The organism is Spirochaetota bacterium, assembly GCA_035477215.1.
Lineage (GTDB): Bacteria > Spirochaetota > UBA4802 > UBA4802 > UBA5368 > MVZN01.
The window spans coordinates 70,977-89,606 of the sequence record DATIKU010000061.1 but is presented as its reverse complement, the minus strand read 5'-3'; the positions used below and the strand labels follow the sequence as shown (position 1 = coordinate 89,606).

18 protein-coding genes and 1 other RNA gene are annotated in these 18,630 nt (G+C 57.8%); 8 read left to right on the top strand and 11 right to left on the bottom strand.

The genetic code is table 11. The annotated features are described in order from the left end of the window. The first annotated feature begins 18 nt into the window (after positions 1-18). Entirely contained in the window at positions 19-747 is a 729-nt protein-coding gene (locus VLM75_16290; protein ID HSV98480.1) for an enoyl-CoA hydratase, read from the top strand. Between the two features lie 191 nt (positions 748-938). Beyond that, positions 939-2,261: a CCA tRNA nucleotidyltransferase gene (locus VLM75_16285; GenBank protein ID HSV98479.1), complete on the top strand. Its 1,323-nt coding sequence runs from the start codon at positions 939-941 to the stop codon at positions 2,259-2,261. Positions 2,262-2,566: 305 nt separating this feature from the next. On the opposite strand, the gene VLM75_16280 is transcribed toward VLM75_16285, so the two are convergent. Both VLM75_16280 and VLM75_16275 read right to left on the bottom strand, forming a co-directional pair. Beyond that, a complete protein-coding gene (locus VLM75_16280) occupies positions 2,567-3,943 on the bottom strand; it encodes an EAL domain-containing protein (protein HSV98478.1) in 1,377 nt (458 codons plus the stop codon). Positions 3,944-4,145: 202 nt separating this feature from the next. After that, positions 4,146-4,319 (bottom strand): hypothetical protein, encoded by a 174-nt coding sequence (locus VLM75_16275; GenBank protein HSV98477.1) that lies wholly within the window; start codon positions 4,317-4,319, stop codon positions 4,146-4,148. A 35-nt stretch (positions 4,320-4,354) separates the two neighbouring features. On the opposite strand from VLM75_16275, the gene VLM75_16270 reads away from it, so the two are divergent. The 4 genes from VLM75_16270 (at position 4,355) to rnpB (ending at position 6,043) form a co-directional block, all read left to right on the top strand. Next, the gene (locus VLM75_16270) at positions 4,355-4,576 is read left to right on the top strand and encodes a hypothetical protein (protein HSV98476.1); all 222 of its coding nucleotides are present in this window, start codon (positions 4,355-4,357) and stop codon (positions 4,574-4,576) included. A 196-nt stretch (positions 4,577-4,772) separates the two neighbouring features. After that, the gene (locus tag VLM75_16265) at positions 4,773-4,976 is read left to right on the top strand and encodes a disulfide oxidoreductase (protein HSV98475.1); all 204 of its coding nucleotides are present in this window, start codon (positions 4,773-4,775) and stop codon (positions 4,974-4,976) included. Positions 4,977-4,984: 8 nt separating this feature from the next. Then, the gene (locus VLM75_16260) at positions 4,985-5,581 is read left to right on the top strand and encodes an RsmD family RNA methyltransferase (GenBank protein HSV98474.1); all 597 of its coding nucleotides are present in this window, start codon (positions 4,985-4,987) and stop codon (positions 5,579-5,581) included. 105 nt (positions 5,582-5,686) lie between these two features. Beyond that, an RNA gene (gene rnpB, locus VLM75_16255) (RNase P RNA component class A) lies at positions 5,687-6,043 on the top strand. 35 nt (positions 6,044-6,078) lie between these two features. On the opposite strand, the gene VLM75_16250 is transcribed toward rnpB, so the two are convergent. Together VLM75_16250 and VLM75_16245 are read right to left on the bottom strand one after the other, a co-directional pair. Then, the gene (locus VLM75_16250) at positions 6,079-7,038 is read right to left on the bottom strand and encodes a TIGR01212 family radical SAM protein (protein ID HSV98473.1); all 960 of its coding nucleotides are present in this window, start codon (positions 7,036-7,038) and stop codon (positions 6,079-6,081) included. Continuing rightward, entirely contained in the window at positions 7,013-8,764 is a 1,752-nt protein-coding gene (locus VLM75_16245) for an N-acetylmuramoyl-L-alanine amidase (protein ID HSV98472.1), read from the bottom strand. The genes VLM75_16250 and VLM75_16245 overlap by 26 nt, the downstream gene beginning before the upstream one ends. A 271-nt stretch (positions 8,765-9,035) precedes the next feature. On the opposite strand from VLM75_16245, the gene VLM75_16240 reads away from it, so the two are divergent. Continuing rightward, positions 9,036-9,689, top strand: coding sequence for a PilZ domain-containing protein (locus VLM75_16240; protein ID HSV98471.1), 654 nt, complete (start codon positions 9,036-9,038; stop codon positions 9,687-9,689). Positions 9,690-9,699: 10 nt separating this feature from the next. Here the strand turns inward: VLM75_16240 and VLM75_16235 are convergent, their stop codons facing one another. The 4 genes from VLM75_16235 to VLM75_16220 all read right to left on the bottom strand — a co-directional run bounded on the left by VLM75_16235 (position 9,700) and on the right by VLM75_16220 (position 13,914). After that, on the bottom strand, positions 9,700-10,161 hold the full coding sequence (locus VLM75_16235; GenBank protein HSV98470.1) for a hypothetical protein: 462 nt from the start codon (positions 10,159-10,161) through the stop codon (positions 9,700-9,702). Between the two features lie 4 nt (positions 10,162-10,165). Continuing rightward, complete coding sequence (locus VLM75_16230; GenBank protein ID HSV98469.1) at positions 10,166-10,711, bottom strand: hypothetical protein; 546 nt, start codon at positions 10,709-10,711, stop codon at positions 10,166-10,168. 73 nt (positions 10,712-10,784) lie between these two features. After that, positions 10,785-13,178, bottom strand: a complete 2,394-nt coding sequence (locus tag VLM75_16225) for a tetratricopeptide repeat protein (GenBank protein ID HSV98468.1) — start codon at positions 13,176-13,178, stop codon at positions 10,785-10,787. 16 nt (positions 13,179-13,194) lie between these two features. Then, positions 13,195-13,914: a tetratricopeptide repeat protein gene (locus VLM75_16220; protein HSV98467.1), complete on the bottom strand. Its 720-nt coding sequence runs from the start codon at positions 13,912-13,914 to the stop codon at positions 13,195-13,197. Between the two features lie 269 nt (positions 13,915-14,183). On the opposite strand from VLM75_16220, the gene VLM75_16215 reads away from it, so the two are divergent. Then, positions 14,184-14,804 (top strand): hypothetical protein, encoded by a 621-nt coding sequence (locus VLM75_16215; GenBank protein ID HSV98466.1) that lies wholly within the window; start codon positions 14,184-14,186, stop codon positions 14,802-14,804. 34 nt (positions 14,805-14,838) lie between these two features. Here the strand turns inward: VLM75_16215 and VLM75_16210 are convergent, their stop codons facing one another. From VLM75_16210 to VLM75_16200, 3 genes are all read right to left on the bottom strand, one after another. Continuing rightward, positions 14,839-15,978 carry a methyltransferase domain-containing protein gene (locus VLM75_16210; protein HSV98465.1) on the bottom strand — a complete coding sequence of 380 codons (1,140 nt, stop codon included), beginning with the start codon at positions 15,976-15,978 and terminating at the stop codon, positions 14,839-14,841. A 73-nt stretch (positions 15,979-16,051) separates the two neighbouring features. Then, positions 16,052-17,644, bottom strand: a complete 1,593-nt coding sequence (locus VLM75_16205) for a 4Fe-4S dicluster domain-containing protein (protein HSV98464.1) — start codon at positions 17,642-17,644, stop codon at positions 16,052-16,054. Next, on the bottom strand, positions 17,641-18,585 hold the full coding sequence (locus tag VLM75_16200) for a DUF362 domain-containing protein (protein HSV98463.1): 945 nt from the start codon (positions 18,583-18,585) through the stop codon (positions 17,641-17,643). Before VLM75_16200 ends, VLM75_16205 begins: the two co-directional genes overlap by 4 nt. Positions 18,586-18,630 lie beyond the last annotated feature (45 nt).

Genomic DNA, 18,630 nt, shown 5'->3' with positions numbered 1-18,630 from the left:
TATAACAAGGGGGATAACATGGAAAAGCCATTACTGTTCGAGGTCGAAAACGGCATAGCCGTCATCACGCTCAACCGCCCGCAGCGGCGCAACTGTTTCAACCGGGAACTGCTTGCCATGCTCTACGACGCGATCGACGAGGTTTCGCGTAACGACGCCATCACGGTCGCCATAATCACCGGGAACGGAAAATCATTCTGCACAGGGATCGACCTTTCGGTGCTCGGCAAGGAGGAGCTGTTCGACCCGCGGGGCGACGGCAAGGAATACCCCGACATTATCGGCGCCTGCCGCAAACCGGTGATTGGCGCGATCAACGGGCACGCGATAACGGGCGGTTTCGAGATCGCGCTCAACTGCGATTTCCTCATAGCATCCGAGAACGCCATATTCGGCGATACCCACGCCAAGGTCGGCATACACCCGGGGTGGGGAATGACGCAGTTATTGCAGCAGGCCGTCGGCCAGCGCATGGCAAAACAGATGTCGCTCACCTGCCAGTATTTCAACGCCGAGCAGGCGCTCCGCTATGGCCTGGTGAACGAGGTCGTTCCGGCCGAACGGCTCCTTCCGCGCGCCATGGAGATCGCCTCCCAGATATGCGCGGTGAACCGTGAGATGATGATGACCATAAAGGGGCTAATCGAGTATCGGAACGGGGCCACGCTGGAGGAGGCGTACGCGAACGAGCGAAAGGAGTTCCGGAAGTTCGTCGAAAAGATGGCGGACATGATGAAAGGAAAGTGAGCGTGACCGGCGGCGGGGCGGGCGGCGCCACGAAAATATTGATAATAATCCGTGCTGGGATTGACAAATTCAAACGGCCCCATCACAATGTCGCCCTTATACTATAAATATAGCCGGCACGCCCTATGATCTCCGTTCTGTCAATTTTTCGTAAAAAGTACCCCATCATACTTCCAACCGACCGTCACGTAATGTCGAGAGGTTCGATCGATCCCGAGGTGCTCGAAATCCTGGCGCGGATAAGGCGCGGCGGTTTCAAGGCATACCTTGTAGGAGGCTGCGTGCGCGACCTCTTGCTTGGCAAAAAGCCCAAGGACTTCGATATCGCCACCGACGCGCGTCCCCGGCAGGTGAAGCAACTCTTCCGTCGCTGTTTCCTCATAGGAAGGCGATTCCGCCTCGCTCACGTGTACATCAGCCGCGACCGCTTCGTGGAGGTGGCGACGTTTCGCGCGGCCGTCGACCCGGAGGAGGTGCAGGGCGGGCGATACGCCGCCAACAATGTCTTCGGCGCGATCGAAGGTGACGCTCAGCGGCGCGATTTTACGGTAAATTCACTGTATTTTAACAGCGCCGACTCGTCGGTTGTCGATTATACCGGAGGGTTGCGCGATCTCGAAAAGAAACTCCTTCGCTCGATAGGCGATCCGGTAACGCGCTTCGCCGAAGACCCGGTGCGCATCATCCGCGCGGCCCGCTTCTGCGCCCAGCTCGACTTCCAGCCATCGAGGGCCGACCTCAAGGCGGCGAAATCCTGCGCACCCCTTATAAAACAGGCGAACGATCAGCGCCTCCGCGAAGAGCTCTTCAAGATACTCCGTTGCGGCTCCTCCGAGGGGACCATGCGGAACCTCATTCGTTTCAACCTTTTACGGGAGTGGCTGCCGGAATTCGCGTCCGAGCGCTACCACGACGGGCTTTTCAGGCGTCTTGCGGTTGTCGACCGCCGCCACGCGAAGGGGGAGGACCTGCCGGTGAGCGTGCTCATCACCGCGCTCCTGTACGACCTGTTCGTGGAAGCGACGGGCACCGATGGCGGCAGGCAGTCCTTCCAGGAGGCCTTTATACTTCTCAAGGAGCGGTTCGGCGAGATGGCCGGGAAGCTCAGACTCCCCAGGCCGGAGTGGGACAATATCTGCAATACGGCCGCCCGCCAGATGATCCTCATGCGCCCGGGCGGCGGAAAAAACTGGAAGAAGTTCGAGAATAAATTCGCGGGCAACGCCTACTTTCCGCACGCCATGCTCTTTTTCGAAATCCTGGCGGAGGCGACGGGAAAACACGGCGAACAGCTCGCATACTGGCGGCGCTTCGCGCACCCGGCGGGCGAACCCATCGGCACCAGACCGGCGGCGTCCGCACATGGAGGGAGTGACCGAAGGCCGCCGCTGAAACCGCCGGCTGAATGTGCCGATCCGACTGAAACCCCGAAACCGAAGAAGCGCCGCCGCCCGCGCAGACCACGCAAACGGAATCCGCAGCAGCGACCGCCTCTCGGCGGGGCCCCGGCGTAAATCCCCTCCGCCGCCGGCAGCTCCCCTTTGGTAAAAGGGAGCTTTATCGAAAATACCGGTTTGTTTTTCACAGAACTTGTTTGAATCCTTTCAGCCGCCGTCCCGGCTGACGACGCGACCTCCTGTCGCAACGACGGCATTAGCACATCGTGTGCGTCACAGCTCTTCTGTTGTAAAGTGGAGCCGTATTGATGTGGCCGGTCGGCGGTAAATCTCCAGGCTATATCAGGCGAAATACTCAACCGGAAGCCAATGTAACAGGAGCCCCCTTCATCGAATGGGGCGCGCCGGAGGCGGGGGGATTTTTACCAGCGCTGCCTCTTCGCCAGCAGCGCCCGAGTGTCCGCCGCACAGAGGGGCGGCGAAAACAGGTAGCCCTGGCCGTAATCGCAGCCCATTTCGCGCAGTATCGCCAGGTGCTCCTCCGTCTCGATGCCCTCGGCGACCACAAGCTTTCCCAGGTTATGCGCGAGATCGATGATGGTCTTTGTAATGACGAGGCTTTCGTCGTCGATCCCCATGTACTTGATGAACGACCGGTCGATTTTGATTACGTCCATCGGGAAATGCCGCAGGTAGCTCAGCGAGGAGTAGCCGGTGCCGAAGTCGTCCATGTACAGTTTGTAATTCATCGACTTGAGCTTTAACAGCATCATGTTGGCCGAGTCCATGTCGGCCATAAGGGTGCTTTCGGTGATCTCGAAGCGGATATACTCGTGAGGAATTCCGATGCCATCGACAATTCCGGTGATCTCTTCCGCGAGTTCGGGATGGATGAACTGCACGGTGGAGAGGTTGATGGATGCACTCAGGGGGCCTGCGTCCGTGAAGGTGTCGTGCCAATCGCGTAGCTGCCTGCAGGTCTTCTCTATCGCAATGAATCCCAGTGAAAGGATTAGCGCCGATTCCTCGGCGAAAGGGATGAACTCCGCGGGTGAAACGTATCCGCGGTCAGGGTGCTTCCACCGTATGAGCGACTCGAAGCCGACTATCCCGCCCGCAGTCATGTCGACAATGGGCTGGTAAAACATCTCGAACTCGTCCCTCTCTATCGCGTGGAATATCTCCTGCTCGAGCAGTATCTTGTCTCCGGCGCGCGCGGATAGCGTCTGCGCGTTTTGTGTCAGATTATCTGTTTCCGCGACGAGCCTGCTCCCGCCATGGAATTTGCGGAGCAACCTGGAGCTGTGAATGGAGTTCTCCAGCGATGAAACAATGAAATCGACGAGCTGTTTCTTCCCGAGCTCAATCGAATCCGCTTCTTCGCCGTGCCGCATGAAGAGCCTCAGCTTTTCGTCGCCGTTTGGAACTGCCGTTCCTCCCGAGCTTATGATTTCCTCGATGCGTTTGACGAGCGATCGTTTCCCGTAGGGGAATGTAAGGAAGTTACCCATTCCGCACCTGAGACAGTTCTGGAGGTACTCGAAGTCGGCCGCGGCGGGGGCGATGGCAAGCGACGGTGCGTCGTGACGGCCGAGCAGGTCGTCCGGCGCGCAGTCCGCCGCGATCGAATCGTCAAGATGGTAGAGTATCAGGTCGAAGCTTTTGCCGGTTGCGGCGGTTTCCCTGAATTCTCTGAATGACAGCTCGGTAATCGAAAAGCCGTGCCCACGGAGCAGGGCGCCTAACTGATGGCTTTTCGGCGACGGGGCCCTTACGATAAGAATACTTCCACGCGGCATAGGCAGGCTCCTCGGGCGGTATGGCCGGACGTTCAAGCCCGCCGGCATTTAAGAGGGTGCACGGGCGCGGTGAAATGTCAAATGAAAGTACATGGCGTCCCATACCTTAGACTGTTTTCGAGTTTGAGGGCTCGCCGGCGCTTGAGGCGGTGGAAGGATGCCTGCGGCGGTGGGGAGTCTGACAAACGGGTTGGAATTTAGGTCATTGTTTAACGTCGAGTGCCACGATTGCTTCCCATGCATGTTGCCTGAAATCTTTGCATCCGGGGTTTGGTGCCCGCCCTGTACGGAATTTATTATCAATAGAGTACTCTCCCTTGACCTGCGCCACCAGCTTTTTTAATGTCAACAATCCCCGGTATTTTTGCATGTGCATAATCTTACTCCGCCAGAGGGCCCCGGCTGTTGTCCTTGCAGTTAATCGCGGCATTTCCGTTCAGTTTTTCGATTAAGACGCCCATGGCCGGCGCCGTGCAGATTCTAAGAAAAAACAGGCTCGCCGAACTGATCCCCCGTAGAGGGGCCCGGGTTACACCCCTGTCCGCGGAGTATATAGAATGGCTCTACGAGATACTTCCTAAGCTTTACTCGATCATAGTCAGCCGGCTGATAGAACACCCTGAACGTGATTAGGAGCCGCGGGACCAGCGGGTCACTCGATGCCCGGTACAGAAAAAATCGTTGAAGAATTATGCTCGTCGTATCATGGTTCAACCGTCGGAGTCCGTATTGGCCCGTCTGGTCGGTTAGCCGGAGAGCAGCTATGTCTTTTAATAAAAATTCAGCCCTGATGCAAAGAGTAAATATCGATTATATAAAGGACCAAACAATGGAAATAAAAGGAAAAACCACGGTCGAAGAGGCCATGAAGAAGTCGACGGCGGTGGCCGCGGTCTTTAAAAAACACAGGCTCGACTGTGCTTCGTGCAGGGGTGCGAAGGAAGACACCATCGAAAAGGTGGCGCTGAACAACGGTCTGGATCTCAAGGCCCTTCTCAAAGAGCTAAACAGGTCGCTCAAGGAAAAGGACTGACTGTCGCCATGAGGGTCATAACGGGAAGGCTGAAAGGCCGGACCATCCCCTTCAACGTGCGCCGCCATGGCGACGCCAGCGTAACCCCGGACATGGTCAAGGAGGCCCTTTTCTCGGTGCTGGGCGGCGACCTTGCCGGGAAATCGTTCCTGGATCTGTACAGCTGTTCCGGGCAGGTGGGAATCGAAGCGCTCAGCCGGGGGTGTTCGCCGGTGGTCTTCAATGAAAAGGAGCGCCGCCGCTTCGAATTCATCCGCAAACTGCTCGCCGACTGGGGCGAGGAGGCTGAGGGCGTGCTGCTGTTCAACTTTCCCGCTTCGCGCTGTATGCGATTGATGCATTCGCGCGGAGTGCGCTTCGATTTTATATACCTGGACCCGCCCTACGAAAAAACGCGCGGAGAAGCGTCGGTTTACCGGAGCGTGCTCGGGGAAATCGAACGCCACGACCTTCTCGCCCCGGACGGCAGCGCTATCGTCCAGCACTATATACACAATAAACTGGAAGAAACGGTCGGCTCGCTGCGCCTGGCCGACCACCGGACGTACGGCACCAACGCGCTCGCTTTCTACGAACGGGCCGGTGCACCCGCAACCGTAATATGAGCGGTCGCGGGTGCACCGGCAGGCGTCGGAAGTGCCGCCGATTATTTCAATCGAAAAAAATAAACGCTGGACGTACAATTGACGCAATCGATACTGAACATCGCGGGAGGGGGGCACGCGGCCGCGCTGGCCCGCCGCAAGGCGGGCGGTGAGGAAAGTCCGAACACCGCAGGGCAGGATGCCGGGTAACGCCCGGGCGCCGCGAGGCGACGGAAAGTGCAACAGAAAACATACCGCCCGGCGCGAAAGCGCGGGGTAAGGGTGAAATGGCGGGGTAAGAGCTCACCGCGCCCCCCGCGAGGGGGGCGGCAGTGCAAACCCCATCCGGTGCAAGACCAAATAGGCAACCGTTCGAGGACGGCCCGTCCGAGGTTGCGGGTAGGTCGCAAGGAGGCGTACGGTGACGTGCGTCCAAGATAAATGGCCGTGTAAACAGGATTCGGCTTACGCTCCCCTCCCGTTATTTTTCTGAAACCTTTCCGGTTTCACGTCGAGCTTTACTCTTCCCGCCATAAAAATCCCTGCCGCGTGACGCGCCGCCCGAACTCCTCGTCGATCGCTCCAAGCACCGTGCCCTTGTGGAGCCCCCAGGCCGGGGCGACGAGCGTTGCCGGAGCGCGGTCACCCAGGAGACGGTGTATGAGGATGCAGGGCCTGAGGCGTTCCAGAAAATCGCAGACGGTCGACACGTACTCCCCGAGCGAGGGAAGGTAAAAATCAGACGCGCGGTACAACCGTTCAAGTTCCGTACCTGCGATTACGTGCAGGTGATGGATTTTGACCCCGCGGACGGGCAGGGCGGACACCTCGACGGCCGTGGCCATCATGTCCTCCCACGATTCGCCCGGAATGCCCAGTATTATGTGCGCGCAGACGGCTATGCCGCGCCGAGCCGCGCGCAGAACGGCGTCGCGTGTGACCGAGTGCGTGTGGCCGCGGCGCAAAAACTCGAGGCTATGTCCGTGCATGGTCTGCATGCCGACCTCCAGCCACAGCTCGAAACCAGGGCGCGCGTACGAGGCCACGAGGTCGAGCACATCGTCGCCCAGGCAGTCTGGGCGGGTGGCGATCATGAGACCCATGACGCCTTCGCCGGCGAGGGCCGTGTCGTAGAGTTTTCTGAGTCGTTCGACCGGGGCGTAGGTGTTGGTGAAGGCCTGGAAATAGGCAATGTAGCGGGTCTCGGCCTCGGAGCGGTGAAAGCTCCGGCGGGCATTCTCCATCTGTTCACGTATGCCTTTGGCCCGGAGCGCGGTCGGCGAGGCCGAGCCCTCTTCCGAGCAGAAGACGCATCCGGAATCCCCCGTTGTGCCGTCGCGGTTGGGACAGGTGAACCCGGCGTCAATGGGAAGTTTCAGGACGCGCGCGCCGTAGGTGTTCCACAGGTAGTCGCCGAAGAAGTTGTAGGCCCGGGGGCGGGGGCCGGGGATGTCAGAGCGCGCGTTCTTTGTGCTCAAGGGCGAAATACGAATTCTTTAAATACTGGTGGTTCTGGAATTTTGCCGGGATGAGCGCCACTTTTTTAACCGGCTTTACCGATACCACGTTCAGGTTGCGGTCGAGTCTAACGATATATATGCCCGGTCCGAAATTAACCTTCTGCCGCAGCTTGCGCCATTTGCCGCCGGTCTTTACACTCTTGAACGTATACGCGTTTGTGAACGACTTGATCAGGCGTTCCAGTGTTTTTTTGTCCGGACTGAGGGCCTTTTTAACGGCGTTCTCCAGCGTCTGGTCGCTGTCCACCGCCAAAATGATCGGCGTCGTGAGCGCGGCGGAACGAACGGGTACGAGCGGAGGGGTCGGACGCGACGTCGCCGGCGGTAGCTTCTTCGGATTGTAGACGAAGAGGTCCACGGCGCGACCGGGAACGCCCATCTCCTGGTATTGCCCCGAGTAGCGCGCGAACAGCGACGAATACAGGGGGCGGTAGCGCAGCGTGCGCTTGGCTCGCTGCAGGCACCAGGTGGCGCTTTTATAGTTTTTCTTCTTAAGATGGGCCATGCCCTGGCGGAAGTAGCTGTCGGCCCGTACAAGCGTGTTCTTTATCTCGCGGTACGGGGCCACGAACTGCGGGTTGACACCGGCGAACTTTTTTTCCATGAGGTTGATGACGCCGATAGCCTTCTGCGCCTCGCAGTTGGTTATATAGAAGATCACAAGGCGCGAGAGCTTGAGAAGCTCGATGAGCTCGTCCGGGGCCTTTCCGACGCGCACCGGAGTTCCGCCCGAGATGTCGACGCCGAAGACCTCGCGGACGGTTTCAATCAGAGACTCGTACTGGCCGCGCACTATAAGACGCTGGTTTTCGGGATCGCGCAGGAATTCCTCGTCCTCGGGATTGGAGATGAAGCCCGACTCGTAGATCACCGAGATGGGAAAGTCCACGAAGTACGAGAAGCGGTCGTCGGGGACGGCGCCGAACTGCCAGCTGTTGGCCCGCATGCCCCGCGCCAAGAGGGCCTCCTTGAGGTTCAGGGCATAGCGTCGGGAAAAATCGGTCGCGTCGTACTTGTTGTAGAGTGTGAGAAAACCGCGGTGGACGTCCCTGACATATGAGAGGTAGCGGTTTCCCCATCTGTCCGTGGTGATGTGGACTCCCGGTATGTTCATGAGCCCGCTGGCCTTGACAATGGACGCGATGTTATTGAGATGTTCGCTCACGATGATGAAGGCGCCCGCTTCGGTCGCCATTCGAACCGTGTCGACGAAGGGGATGTTTCTGTAGATGTCGCTCTTACCCTTCATCACAGTCATGAAGTCATCGGTCGATCGGACCTCGATGAATCGGTTGGCCGAAAGCGTCCGGTATAGCTCGCGCGAGAGCATGATCGAGTAGTATTCCTCGGGGAGCCCCGTCGAACTCAGGCGACCGGTCATCTCGCCCTCCCAGGCGCCGTTATCCAGCTTGCCGTGCGCGGGATCCACGAAGACGATAAGCTTTTTGCCGGAGTTCAGGTTTTTGTATATATCGACGTAAGTGTCGTCGATGGCCTTGAGGAGCTCGATGGCGAGCTTGAGATGGACTATGTTGTTTTCTTTGGAAAGGATGGTGCTGATCGTTTCTGGCTGGCCGAGCGTGCAGTAAGACGGCTGTTCCTCGGCTGCTGACGCCGTCGAAAACGCCAATGCGGCGGCGAGGAGGGTGATATATATCGAATATTTCACTTTCGTATTCTTCATCAGGCGGACGGTCTTCCGTGGCGGCCGCCGTGCGGACGCTGAATAAAACTACAATGTTTGTTTATAATAATAATATCGTTCCTTTTGCAAGAAAATAATTGCTTTTTTACGGTATAATTGTCATACATAAGCTGACCTGGACTGATAACTCGATATTCCACGGTGTCGCAGCGCGGCCGGTATGCGCACACCGGCGGTAAATCCGGCGCATATCACCTCGAACTTTCGATCACAGGCTGGGCGGTATTCGTTCGCATCCGATGGAGGGCGTATGAAGAGGAATTATATCAAATACGAAGACCTTTCTTCGGAGATAAAGAAGGAAATCGAACGATTTTACATGGAGAATAAAATCGGCGACTCGTTCCTGTCCAGGGAAGAAGCCATGCTGACGTGGTTCGAAAAGGAGTTCGACATCTGGATGGTGCAGAACTACGCCGGGCGCGACAAAAAGGACAGGAGAACCGACGAGCGGCGCAAGCGCCCGCTCGTGGATGTTGAGCCCGAACCCAAGAAGAAGCGCGACGCCGACCGCAGGGCGAGCGTTCGGCGAAAGCATTTTCGCCTCGACATCGAGGTGCCGGTGCGCATCGTCGAGACGCTCATAGAATCATCGAGAGACGAGACCGAGGCCTTCGATTTTGTGGGGACGCTCGTCAACATCAGCAAGGGCGGGTTTTACTTCAAGTTCAGCCAGCCCATGGAGATTTCGAGCATCATACGGGTGCATATAGATCTTTCGTCGATGGACATCGAACTCAGGGACATCGAGGCGCTCGCCATGGTGGTCCGCGTGGACAGGCTCTCCGGCGACACCTATGGGGTTGGCGTGATGTTCAGCAGCATCTACGATGAACACCGGGAGAAGCTCGAGATGTTCATCTTCCAAAACCTCGCCTACTACATCTACCGCAACAGCAGGTAGCCGGGAGAATTTACCGCTTCCTCGAGATGGACAACACGTACTCCGCCAGGCGCGGCCTGGTAATGTCGAAATAGTACACGCACCGCCCCGCGCCGTTCGCGGTCGATTCGCCGATATGCCCGCTTTCGTCGATTAGCGCGAGCAGGCGCGCCGTAACGTTCTGGTCCACCACCATGTCCCGCGATTGAAGGTATTTCTGGAGCGAACTGAGCGCGCGTATGCGGGCCGTTTTCGCCGCGGCCGCAGCGTCGAAGACCCTTTCCGGCTCCACGATAACCACACGGTACACGTCGGCGCTCATGAATCCCTCTTTCTCGAACATCACGCGCGGGCCGTCGCCGATCGTCGGCGGGCATATATCGACCTGGGATGGTTTCCTCACCTCTTTGGCGCAGTTAAAAAAAAAGACGATGAACGCGAGCAGGGGGATGATAACGGCGGCAGCCGTGGCGCGTGTCAGGTATGATGACATGCGGTTAACCATTTCCCTCTTTATCGCCTTTCTTGGGCGCGTCTTCGGGCAGGGAGAGTTTCGGTCCACCGGACTCCAGCGATTTCTGCAATCCCTTGCGATAGATACGGAACACGATCGCCGCGGAATGGTCCTCGTTGTAATATTCGAACGCGCGGTAGCCGTATTTGATGTACCCGGCCGACTCCCTGTCGATCTCGGCGCGGACTTCCGCAAGGTTGGTGACGCGCGCGCGGTCGGCCGGTTCGAGCCTCTGCATGAGCCGGTCCAGCCGGTACGCGCCGATGCCCGCGGCGACCGCTTTGGCGATTCCGGACTCGGCCTCTTTAAGAGCGCTCTCGCGCCGGCCCACCAGTCCGCGCGCCGACGGGTCGGGCCTTCCCTTTACGATCACCTGAAAGTGGTCACCGTCAAGAAAGCCCTCGGTGCGGAAGTCGTCGAGCAGGCGCGAAGTGTCGAGCACGCGGATACTGCACGAGGCCGCCGTGATGGAAAGCGCGGCGGCGATGCAAAAGAGCGCCCCTGCGGCGCGATGGGTGATGGCGTTCATCGGAATCCCGTCCAAAATCGTCGTTTGTCGTTGGATGCTATCGGCCCCCTCTCCTCTGTCAAGAGTTTCGCGCCTACGGCTCCTTTTTAAGAAGCCCCAGGATATCCTGGATCTTGTCCGCGCTGGGGTGGTCGGGCTTGAGCGAGAGCACCCGCTCGAAATTGCTGATGGCCTTCTGCCTGTCCTTGATCTTGCGGTAATAGATCATTCCCAGCTCCTCGTGCCCCTGCCAGTTGCTCTTGTTGATCTGCACCGAGCGCTCGAAGGCGCGCACGGCGTCGTCGTACACGCCCTTGTCGCGATAGGCGATCCCCTGGAAAAAATGGGCCTTGGAGTCCATCGGGTTGAGGTCGATGGCGGTCTTGTATTCCTCTATGGCCTCGTCGTAGAGCTTGGCCTCGCGGTAGGCGTTGGCGAGGTTGTAGTGCGCGTCATAGGACTTAGGGTCGTTGGTCGCTGCCAGCTTGTACTGCTGGATGGCCTTGTCGTTAAGGTTGTTCTTGGCGTAGAGGTTCCCCAGGTTGATGTAAGCCTTCGCGTAGTTGGGGTTTTTGGCGATCGCCTTCGAGTAGTACTCGATTGCCTTGTTGTCGTCGCCCAGCGCCTCGTGCGACTTGCCCAGCTCGTAGAGCGTGGCGTAATCGTCGCCCTTTATCGACAGCGCCTTCTGGTATAGCGAAATGGCCGCCTGGTACTGATTCTTCTCGGCGTTGATGAGCCCCAGGTTGAAATAGGCCTGGGAGTAATTGGGATCGAGGTCTATCGTCTTCTGGTAGAACTGCGAGGCGTTGTTATACGATTTCATCTCGTGATAGGTCTCGGCAAGCTTGAAGTTCGTATCGGGATTGTCGGGCCGAAGTTCGCGGTCCTTGGAGAACTGGGCGAGCGCCTCGGGATAGTTTTTGCTCTTCAAATAGATATCGCCAAGGTTGAAATAAGCGCGGTCGAGCTTCGGGTCCTGCCGTATGGCGGTCTTTAAATCATTAATCGCCCGGCCCTGGTCGTTCAGTTTGTGGTACGCCAGTCCGCGCGAGTAATATGCGCGAGGGAAGTCGGGCTGTATTTCCACGGCCTTGCCGAAATGGCGGGCGGCCGTGTCGAACCTGTCGTTCATGTAGTGGATGAGCCCAAGCCGGTAGTGCGAATCGGCGTTCTTGGGATTGGCAACAATGGCGTTCTGGAAGGACTTTTTGGCCTCCTCGTCGAGCTTGTTGTGGTAATAGATGCGGCCCTGCCAGTAGTGCGAGTAGTCGTCGGAGGGTTCGATCTCGGTGGCCTTTTTATAGGCCTTGATGGCGTTGTCGTAGTCCTTCGCGTCGCGGTAGCGGTCGCCCAGCTCGCGCCACTTCGCCGCGTCGCCCTTTGTATCGGGCGGTTTGGGCGTTTTTATGTTCGACTCCGCGCCCATGTCGCCGCCGGGGGCGATGTCGGAACGTCCGGCGATCCGGTCGCCGCCGGGGCCGTCGCCGACGATACGCGATCCGCCATCGGACGTACCGCGACCGGCCATGCGTTCGGTGTTGCGCAGGTTGGCGAGCGCGGCGAGATATTTACGCTGAAGGTTCTTGTCGCGGCTGTTATAGGAGAGGGCCTGTCTGTAGTACTTCACCGCGCCGGGGTATTCGGCGTCCTTGGCGTATATGTCGCCAAGGCGCTCCGCGGCAAGCGCGTCGCCGGGATCGGCCTGGAGCGCCTTCATGAAGGCGGCGACAGCACGGTCGGTGTTACCCAGCCGAAGCTCGGCCTCGCCCACGCCGCGGTGGTACTTCGACACGCGCGGATCGAGGTCGGCGGCCTTTTCGAAGTTTTTAAGCGCGTTGCCATAATCGCGCGCGCGCATGTAGAGATTGCCCAGGTTGTAGTAGCCCTCAGGGTCGTTCGGGTTTTCCTTTATGCCTTTTTTCAATATTTCGATCGCGCCGCGCAGATCGCCCTTTTTTAGGCGCTGCTGCGCGATGTTCCAGTAGCTCTCCTGGTGCTTCGGCGCCACCTTCATGGCCTTTTTGTATTCGCCAAGCGCCGCGTCGAGCTTGTCCTGGTCGTCGTAGACGTTGCCAAGTTTGTTATAGGCCACAGGCATCTTCGGAAAAGAGCGCTTGGCCCGTTCGAGCGCGGCAATGGCGTTCTCGTAATCGCCCTTGAGCGCGTAGGCGTGGCCCAGCTCGTTCAGCGCGGCGTAGTTATTGGGATCGATGGCCAGCGCCTTTTTATAGTAGTCGATGGCGCGGTCGATATCTCCGATGGATTTGTAAAGGTTGCCTATTTTAACCAGTATGTCCACATTGGCCGGGTCTGTCTCGAGCAGCTTTTCGTACAGGCCGATCTGCTTTACGCGAAGATCCTCTATGTCGCGCAGCGGATCGCCCGCGCTTCGGTAGATGAGATAGCCTCCTCCGGCCAGAAGCAGCAATATGAGCGCCCCGATGCCGATGTTGCGTGCCGTGTTGTCCCTGCGGAATGATGCCATGTTTATGCCTCCCCGTTCAAAGTCCGTCGTCGCGGTATATGTCTTCCAGTTTCGACTTGGTCTTCTTGCCCTCGTGCCCCGCTTTCTTGTCCTCGGCCTTGCGGTCGGTCTCGCGCAGCACTGCGCCACCCAGGTGCAGGGCCTCCTCTATGGAAACATCACTTCCCACCGGCGGCAGCACGAAGTTCGGATCTTTAAGGAGCTCGATGGCGCGCCGTATCTTTTCATACTGCGGGTCCTCGGGCGCAATGGAGAGATATTTCTCCCAGCTTGCGATGGTGCGCAGCTTGTCGCGCTCCAGCATGAGGTGCGTGAGGCCTATGTGGTAGTGCGAGAATTTGATCTTGGAATCGAGGGCGTAGGCCCGCTCGAAGTTCTGGATGGCGGGGAAGGCTTCTTTCTTGTAATAATGAATCTGTCCCAGCCTGAAGTACTCCTCGGCGCCTTTGGGGTCCAGTTCCAGGGCCTTTTTATAGAGCTCCATAGCGCCATCCAGGCGCTTTTTATAGAGGAAGATGTCGCCCAGGTAGGAATAGGCAAGGCGGTTCTCAGGATTCTTCCTTAGTTCCTCTTGAAGAAGAATTTCCGCCATCTCGAACTTGCGCTCGTAGAAGTAGGCGGTGGCCTTTTTAAAGCCATCGTCCCCGGCCTTTTCCTTTCCCTTCGTCTGCGCCGGTGCGCCAGTTCCGCAGAGCGCCAGGCCGAGAAGTATAATTATCGCTGTTTTCGATCTCATTGTACCGGTTCCCCGTACTTCTATCGTCACGCCCGGCGCGAAACATAAACCGCCGCACGCGCGCGAACAGCCGTATCCGGATAAAGATACTATACTGCACGGATCGTTTCATCTGTAAATTCAAAAAAACGGGTGGTAATCGAGCCGGTTATTAACCCAAACCAATCTTTTCAGAATCTACAGGGAGGCCCGTGTGAAACGGCACGATTTCGATGGACAAAAGTTAGCTGATCTGGATAATAGGGGTAAACGGTAAGACGGAGGCGCTCATGACACCGCTTGCATTGACGGCAATTACAAACTTTCTGTGGGCAAGTGAGGCGTTTTTTCTGGCCGGCATGCTCTTCGGTCAAATGGACATCTTAATGGGGCCGTACGGCATATGGGCGGTGTCCATAACTCTTATGGGCACGGGGGCGCTTCTGGGCGGTATCGATCACGGCTTCTTCGAGCCCATCGGCCGGGAGTGGAAAGGGCGCATGGCGATGCAGAAACTCTCATGGATTGTGGCGGGCGTCATGACTTTCGCGATCGTGGTGGTCTGCGCGCTGCGCTTCTTTCCCGACAGATACAGTAATGTTGTCATCGCGGCCGGATTGGCACAGCTCTGTGTTTTCCTGGTGCTCATATTCCGGACCGATAAATTCCTCGTTGTCATCGTCAACTACGTACCCGTAATGCTCCTGTTTCTGGGCCTGAACATCTACGGTCTTTCGACGGGGACGGGAAGCCTGAACCTCGTTATCGGACTGGTGATCGCATTCATCGCCTCGGCCATTCAGATGGCAAAGGTAAATATCTTTCACCCATTAAACTGGAACGGGCTCTACCATCTGGTCATGATGGTCGCAACGATGTTTCTCTATATGGGCGGGCTTGATTTAAAGTGATGCCGTGCCGCCTGCATGGAGATTTCCGACGACATCATATAACGCGCTCCAGCAGACCGATCGCCTCAATGTGCATGGTGGCGGGGAACATATCGATGAATAAAATCTTTTTAAGCGGATATCCGGCGGCGGCGAAATCCCTGATGTCGCGCGCGAATGTGGTCGGGTTGCACGAAACATAGATAATTCTCCGCGGACTCAGCCCTGAGATGGCGCCGCGCGCCGCGGCCGAAATCCCGGCCCTGGGCGGATCGAGAATAACGGTATCGCCGGCATGGCCCCGGGCGGGGAAAGAGGACGCATCGGCGGTAAGGAAAGCCGCTGATCCGATATTGTTTGCACGCGCATTCTCTCTTGCCGATGAAATCGCAATTCGGTCGCGGTCAACGCCGGTTCCGGGATTTCCTGAGCGCGCGAGGTCGAGTGTAAAGAACCCCACTCCGCATCCAATATCGATAAAGCGCTCGTCCTTTTTAAGCCCTGCGAACTCTCCGACCGTCCCAAGCATTCTTTCCCGTAGAAAACGGTTCGACTGGAAGAACGAGGATATGTCGCGCCGATAGAGAATGCCGGCCACGATATCCTCCACCATCCTGTCCGCTTCTGTCGAACGCAATATACGGCCGTGCGCATCCTCCGCAATCCTGAACTCGTCGGCCACGCCGGGTACTTTTTCCCTCAATGCGGCCGCAATTCGTTCGGAAACCAGCAGGCAGCCTTCCGGAGGAAACGCAATAAGCGAGGACGTACCGCGCGCGTAAAGTCCGGTTGCGCCTCCGTCGTACTTCACCGTGGCGTGACTTCGGTAATGCAACCGGGGGCCGCTGATCGTTTCGATCGCGGGGATTGTGTCGCGCGGGAACGAGCCAATTCTCTCGATGCTTTCGGCGAGAATGCCTCGCTTGATCTCGAGTTCGTGTTCATAGGAAACCGCAAGGTAATCGCATCCGCCGCACCGTGTGTAGTTCGGGCATTCGGGGGTCGTGCGCATTTCCGACGGATCTATTATTTCGGCAATCTCGCCGAATGCGTGGCTCTTCTTCTCAACGGTTAAAGCCGCGCGAATTCGGTCGCCGGGAAAGGCATAGGGCACAAAGACCGCCATACGGTCAAGAAAGCCGAGGCCGAACCCGCCATAGGCGACTTTCTGGATTACGATTTCACAGTGTCTCATGAGGGGATGTCCGCCTCCGGCCGTTCCAATTGCAAGAAAGAAGCGTTATGGAATCAAAAAAATACGGGTACCGTCATCCCGCCGACGGTACCTCGGCCTTGCGCGTCCGGACCCGTATGGCCGCGCTGCCGCGTACGGGGCATTTGTTCTCGCAGATGCCGCATCCGATGCAGATGTCCTCGAGCACGTAGGGAAGCTTGACCCGCACCGACCCGCCCTTTTTATTCGGCACGGTCTCTTCCCTGAACTTGATCGACTTGGTAAGGGTGGGGCATACCTCTTCGCAGACAACGCATTCGCGGCCCTCGGCCCATGGGATGCACAGGTCTTTGAGAAAATAGGCCGTGCCGATGACCGTGGTCTCTTTATCCCCCATGCGAAGCTTTTTTATCGCGCCGGTCGGGCAGACCTCGGTGCAGAGCACGCAGTTCTTTTCGCACCAGCCGATGCGCGGGATGAGGCGGGGCGTATAGACGCCCTCGAGGCCCGACTCCAGAAACGAGGGATGCAGCGCGTTCGTGGGGCATGCCTTCATGCAGGCGCCGCAGCGTATGCACGCGTCGAGGAATTCGTGCTCGGGGAGCGATCCGGGAGGCCTGATTATTTCGCTGAAGTCCGCCCTGCGCGCCGCGTTGAGCCTGAATCCCGGAATAAGCGCAAGCGACGCGGCCGTGCCGGCAATAAGCGCTCTACGCGAAATAGCGGGCCGCTCGGGAACGGCGGTGATGGATGATGATTCGGCAGCGGTCGCGTCCGCGCGTCCCGATGCGAAGGGCGACACGGCGTGAAACGAGATGGCATCGTGCTCGCAGGATTTGAGGCATTCGAAACACTGTACGCATTCGCCGTGGATCGTCGCGAGGCCGCGATCGTGGATTGCGCCCATGCGGCAGTCCCGTTCGCATCGCAGGCAGTTTACGCATTTCAACGCATCGACCGTTCTGCGAAGCATGCCGAAGCCTCCGGCGAGCGCGAGGAGCGCGCCCAGCGGACACAGGTAACGGCACCAGAACCGGCGCGCCCAGAGCGAAAGCAGCAGAATCAGAATAAGGAGAAGCATTACTGCGCCGGCGTTATGGAACACGATCGGGTTGAAATCGAGGACCGTGTCCGTTAGAAAACCGTACAGGGGGCCGACCGCGGCGCCGAGACCGGGAATAGGCAACAGCCCGTCAAATGCAAGCTTGGCAAGATGGTCGAAAAAAGGATACACGACCGTGGAGTACACCCGCAGCGACAGAGACAGCGGATCGATGATGCCGGCCGCCTGGACTCCAGCAAGGGCGAGGATCAGCGAAACCACAAGTACGATGTATTTAATTCCCCGTCCCGCCCGCGCGATTTCGGGTTTCAGAGCGCCCTTCCGCCGCGCAATTATCTTATCGGAGGCGTCTATGGTCGCGCCAAGAGGACATACGGTCGAGCAGAAAAACCGTCCGAACGCAAGAGAAAGCGCCAGGACCGCAAGCCCCGGCAGAAAGGCGGCGAGGACCGCGCGGGCCGCAATGCTCGTCGCTATTCCAAGGTGGAGTGAAAGCCGGGGGAACAGCCCGTACAGGTAGCCGTCTTCGATTGGATCCCTCGTTGAAACGACGAGCGTTATAAACGCGAACCAGCAGCATACCTGTACGGCGGCCCTGATATAAAACCACCGGCGATGCTTCATACCGCGGCGCGCAGTATCTTCATCTTGTCGATGTTTATTTCGCCCATGCCCTCGCGGGCGGCAATTTTAAGAAACCTGAGCGAGGCCGGCTGGATATTGAAGAGGGTGGCCGCGAAAGCGTCGACCGTTACGGGATTGGTGCCCATCACGATGGTGTGCAGCTCCTTTACGTCCGCCGGGGTGCCGCCATTGGGGCCATGAGCGGTGAGGATCCTGATGGCGTCGAGTATGACGAGGTCCGATTTGACGGTCTTGGCGAAATCAACGATACTGGAGTGGATATCGCCATGATAGTAACCACGGTTGCCTCCGATAACACCCATGAGGTTTTTCATTGCCAGCGTCAGCCTTGACGAAGAATGGTGCTTGGCGATCGGCATATTGATGACAAAATCGGCATCGAGAATGCCCGAATACACGGGCAGGGAATCCACATAGACACCATCCGGCACTCTGACATCTTTATACCTTCCCGAATCTACATACTCAATGGAAGCCCCCGCATTTTGCGCCGCCTGCAGAATGCCGCTTCTACGGTAGGTCAGACGGGCGGAATTGACAGTACGGTCGAATATCGTGACACTGGCGCCGCGCCGTACGCACATACGAGCGACCGCCTCCACGAGATCCGGATTTGTGTTATGGGCCTTGTCCGGGGTCGAGTTCCAGGCGATATTGGGCTTTATTACCACCTTCATGCCCTTTTTAATGAATCGATCGATGCCGCCGATCTGCCTGAATCCTGATTCCACCATCGACGTGATTGAATCCCTGGAAAGGCTTTTACCGGTGATTACGGCGATTGTTGAACCGTCAGTACGATTCTGTGCCTGAATCGTCCGGAAAAACGGACGCGTCAAACCTCCCGCAAGCATACCCGCGGCGATACAAAGTATCTTCACGATGAAATCTCTTCTGGGAAAAAGTTTACCGAAAGACATGATTTCCTCCTTGAGAAATCGGATTATCCGGTTCGCGCTTAAATA

Bases quoted from the DNA above. Each gene is read 5' to 3' on its own strand.
- VLM75_16290 (HSV98480.1), top strand. From the start codon at position 19: ATGGAAAAGCCATTACTGTTCGAGGTCGAAAACGGCATAGCCGTCATC.
- VLM75_16210 (HSV98465.1), bottom strand. From the start codon at position 15,978: ATGAGACACTGTGAAATCGTAATCCAGAAAGTCGCCTATGGCGGGTTC.
- VLM75_16285 (HSV98479.1), top strand. From the start codon at position 939: ATGTCGAGAGGTTCGATCGATCCCGAGGTGCTCGAAATCCTGGCGCGG.
- VLM75_16200 (HSV98463.1), bottom strand. From the start codon at position 18,585: ATGTCTTTCGGTAAACTTTTTCCCAGAAGAGATTTCATCGTGAAGATA.
- VLM75_16225 (HSV98468.1), bottom strand. From the start codon at position 13,178: ATGGCATCATTCCGCAGGGACAACACGGCACGCAACATCGGCATCGGG.
- VLM75_16220 (HSV98467.1), bottom strand. From the start codon at position 13,914: ATGAGATCGAAAACAGCGATAATTATACTTCTCGGCCTGGCGCTCTGC.
- VLM75_16240 (HSV98471.1), top strand. From the start codon at position 9,036: ATGAAGAGGAATTATATCAAATACGAAGACCTTTCTTCGGAGATAAAG.
- VLM75_16260 (HSV98474.1), top strand. From the start codon at position 4,985: ATGAGGGTCATAACGGGAAGGCTGAAAGGCCGGACCATCCCCTTCAAC.
- VLM75_16215 (HSV98466.1), top strand. From the start codon at position 14,184: ATGACACCGCTTGCATTGACGGCAATTACAAACTTTCTGTGGGCAAGT.
- VLM75_16235 (HSV98470.1), bottom strand. From the start codon at position 10,161: ATGTCATCATACCTGACACGCGCCACGGCTGCCGCCGTTATCATCCCC.
- VLM75_16265 (HSV98475.1), top strand. From the start codon at position 4,773: ATGGAAATAAAAGGAAAAACCACGGTCGAAGAGGCCATGAAGAAGTCG.
- VLM75_16275 (HSV98477.1), bottom strand. From the start codon at position 4,319: ATGCACATGCAAAAATACCGGGGATTGTTGACATTAAAAAAGCTGGTG.
- VLM75_16245 (HSV98472.1), bottom strand. From the start codon at position 8,764: ATGAAGAATACGAAAGTGAAATATTCGATATATATCACCCTCCTCGCC.
- VLM75_16205 (HSV98464.1), bottom strand. From the start codon at position 17,644: ATGAAGCATCGCCGGTGGTTTTATATCAGGGCCGCCGTACAGGTATGC.
- VLM75_16280 (HSV98478.1), bottom strand. From the start codon at position 3,943: ATGCCGCGTGGAAGTATTCTTATCGTAAGGGCCCCGTCGCCGAAAAGC.
- VLM75_16230 (HSV98469.1), bottom strand. From the start codon at position 10,711: ATGAACGCCATCACCCATCGCGCCGCAGGGGCGCTCTTTTGCATCGCC.